Annotated in this window: 3 protein-coding genes; all 3 read right to left on the bottom strand. The window is 70.5% G+C overall.

The features are described 5' to 3' along the window. A partial coding sequence (locus ACIRFH_RS36480) for a flavodoxin-dependent (E)-4-hydroxy-3-methylbut-2-enyl-diphosphate synthase (protein ID WP_403530870.1) occupies positions 1-179 on the bottom strand: 179 nt, incomplete at its 3' end. 206 nt (positions 180-385) lie between these two features. Continuing rightward, positions 386-1,678: a M50 family metallopeptidase gene (locus tag ACIRFH_RS36475; protein WP_403530867.1), complete on the bottom strand. Its 1,293-nt coding sequence runs from the start codon at positions 1,676-1,678 to the stop codon at positions 386-388. Between the two features lie 8 nt (positions 1,679-1,686). After that, positions 1,687-2,943, bottom strand: coding sequence for a 1-deoxy-D-xylulose-5-phosphate reductoisomerase (gene dxr, locus ACIRFH_RS36470; RefSeq protein ID WP_403530864.1), 1,257 nt, complete (start codon positions 2,941-2,943; stop codon positions 1,687-1,689). Positions 2,944-3,178: the final 235 nt, after the last annotated feature.

The raw sequence follows: 3,178 nt of genomic DNA, 5'->3' as shown, positions 1-3,178 counted from the left end.
AGCTCCGCGATCTGCTGGAGGGTCGCACCGATGTCGGACGTACGGGTCGTCGTCATCGACTGCACCGACACCGGGGCGTCACCGCCGACGGCCACGGAGCCGACCTGGATCTGCCGGCTCTTCCGGCGCACGGCGAGCGTGGTCGGAACGGACGGCATGCCGAGAGAAATCGCAGTCATCTGCTGTGCAACCCCAAGTCTTGGATCAAGATCCGGCCCCGGTCAGCGACGGGCTCCGACCCTTGAGATTACGACACGGACCTGAACGGCGGCACACGGCGTACGGCGAATCCACCCGTTGGCGCCCGTCCGCCCGTCACATGCGTGAAGCCCGGTCCGGGAGGACATGCTCTCCGGATCGGGCTTCGCGCCGGGCCGTGCGGACGTCAGCTGATCCGTACCGGATTGACGACGTCCGCCACCAGGACGAGCAGGGTGAAGCAGACGAACACGCCCGCCACCACGTACGCCACCGGCATCAGCTTCGCCACGTCGAAGGGGCCCGGGTCGGGCCGGCGCAGCACCTTGGCGAAGCTGCGGCGCAGCGACTCCCACAGCGCGCCCGCGATGTGGCCGCCGTCGAGCGGCAGCAGCGGGAGCATGTTGAAGAGGAACAGGGAGAGGTTGAAGCCGGCGACCAGCATGACGAACATGGCCAGCTGCTGAGTGGGCGGTATGTTCAGCGTGGCGATCTCGCCGCCGACCCGGGCGGCGCCGACGACGCCCATCGGGGAGTCGGCCTCTCGGGGGCCGTCGCCGAAGGCGGCGTCCCACAGGGCGGGGATCTTGCCGGGCAGGGCGGCGAGGGAGTCGACGGCGTCGCCGATGCGGTCGCCCATCCAGGTCACGGACTGGCCGAAGTCCTGTTTCACCACGCCGGTGGCCGCGCTGAAGCCGAGGAAGCCGGCGGTGACGTACTCGCCCTCGACGATCTGTCCGTGGGAGTCCTTCTTGGCGACCTTGTTGGTGGCGATCTCGGCGTGGAGCGTGACCTCCTTGCCGTCCCGCTGGACGACGATCGGCACGGTCTCGCCGGGGTTGGCGCGGATCAGGTCGGACAGCTTGTCCCAGTCGTCCGTGCGCACGCCGTCGAAGGAGACGATCTTGTCCCGCGCCTTCAGACCGGCCGCCGCGGCCGGGGACGGCTTGTCGCCGGTGGTGCACTTGTCGCGGTTCTCGCTCTGCGAGATGACGCACTGGGAGACGGAGCCGACGGTGGTGGTCTGCTGCGAGATGCCGAAGCCCATCAGGACCGTGAGGAACAGCACCACCGCGAGGATCAGGTTCATGAACGGGCCGGCGAACATGACGATGACCCGTTTCCACGGCTTGCGCGTGTAGAACAGGCGCTTCTCGTCACCGGGCCGGAGTTCCTCGAAGGCCGCCGAGCGGGCGTCCTCGATCATGCCGCGCCAGGGCGAGGTGGAGCGGGCCTCCAGCCGGCCGTCGGGGCCGGGCGGGAACATGCCGATCATGCGGATGTAGCCGCCGAACGGGATGGCCTTGACCCCGTACTCGGTCTCGCCCTTCTTCTTCGAGAAGATCGTCGGCCCGAATCCGACCATGTACTGCGGCACGCGGATGCCGAACAGCTTGGCCGTGGAGAGGTGGCCCAGCTCGTGCCAGGCGATGGAGAACAGCAGGCCGACCGCGAAGAGGACTATGCCGAGGATGAACATCAGGGTCGTCATGCACGGGCCTCCGCCGTCTGTGCCGCCAGTTGCCGGGCCCGGGCGCGGGCCCAGGTCTCCGCTTCGAGGACGTCCGCGACGGTGAGGGAAGTTCCCGTACGGGGTGTGCCGTGTTCCTCGACCACTCGCGTGACGGTCTCCATGATCCCCAGGAACGGCAGCGCGCCGCGGCGGAACGCCTCGACGCACTCCTCGTTGGCGGCATTGAACACCGCCGGGGCCGTGCCCGCGAGCTGTCCGACGTGACGGGCCAGGTCCACCGCGGGGAAGGCCTCGTTGTCGAGGGGGAAGAACTCCCAGGTCGAGGCCTTGCTCCAGTCGAAGGCGGGGGCGGCGTCGGGGACGCGTTCGGGCCAGCCGAGGCCGACGGCGATGGGCCCGCCCATGTCGGGGGGCGTGGCGTGGGCCAGTGTCGATCCGTCCGTGTACTCGACCATCGAGTGGACGTACGACTGCGGGTGCACGACGACCTCGATGCGGTCGAAGGGGATGTCGTAGAGCAGGTGCGCCTCGATGACCTCCAGGCCCTTGTTGACGAGGGTCGCGGAGTTGATCGTGATCACCGGGCCCATGGCCCAGGTGGGGTGGGCGAGGGCGTCCTCGACGGTGACGTTCGCCAGCTGCTCCCTGGTCCGGCCGCGGAAGGGGCCGCCGGAGGCGGTGACGACCAGTTTGCGCACATCGGCGCGGGTGCCGGCGGCGAGCGCCTGGAAGAGGGCGGCGTGCTCGGAGTCGACCGGGATGATCTGACCCGGCTTGGCGAGGGCCTTGACCAGCGGGCCGCCGACGATGAGCGACTCCTTGTTGGCGAGCGCGAGGGTGCGGCCCGCCTCCAGGGCGGCCAGGGTCGGGGCGAGACCGATGGAGCCGGTGATGCCGTTGAGGACGGTGTGGCAGTCGGAGGCGGCGAGCCGCGTGGCCGCGTCCGGTCCGGCGAGGACCTCGGGGAGCGGCTCCCCCGTTCCGTACTGCGCCCGCAGGGCTTCCCGCAGCGCCGGTACGACGTCCTCGCGGGCGACGGCGACGGTCCGCGCCCTCAGCCGGTACGCCTGCTCGGCGAGGAGGGCGACCCGGCCGCCGTTGGCGGACAGGGCGGTGACCCGGAAGCGGTCCGGGTTGCGCAGCACGAGGTCGATGGCCTGGGTCCCGATCGACCCGGTGGACCCGAGGATCACCACGTCCTTCGGGCCGTCGCCCGCCACCGGGTCGTGGACGAGGTGCGGGTCGGCGAGGGGGGCTGGACTGTCGCTCATCCCCCCATTGTGGCCGCACGCGCCCTCCGGGAGGACAGCGCGTCCCTCGGGCGGGTACCCGTGCGGGTCCTGTCGTGGGGGGGCCCCCCCCGGGGGGGGGGGGGGCCCCCGCCCCGCGGGGGGGGGGGGGGGGGGGGGGGGGGGGGGGGGTGGGTGGTCGGGGGGGGGGGGGGGGGGGTTTTGTTTTTTTTGGATATTGTATTATATAAGTATCATGAGGGGGAAATAAAAAAGG

This window comes from Streptomyces sp. NPDC093586, assembly GCF_044764905.1.
Taxonomy (GTDB): Bacteria; Actinomycetota; Actinomycetes; order Streptomycetales; family Streptomycetaceae; genus Streptomyces.
Note: the sequence above shows the minus strand (reverse complement) of the source record. Positions and strands in the feature narration are given on the sequence as shown.

Coding starts and splice junctions, on each gene's coding strand:
- ACIRFH_RS36475 (WP_403530867.1), bottom strand. CDS start 1,678: ATGTTCATCCTCGGCATAGTCCTCTTCGCGGTCGGCCTGCTGTTCTCC.
- dxr (WP_403530864.1), bottom strand. CDS start 2,943: ATGAGCGACAGTCCAGCCCCCCTCGCCGACCCGCACCTCGTCCACGAC.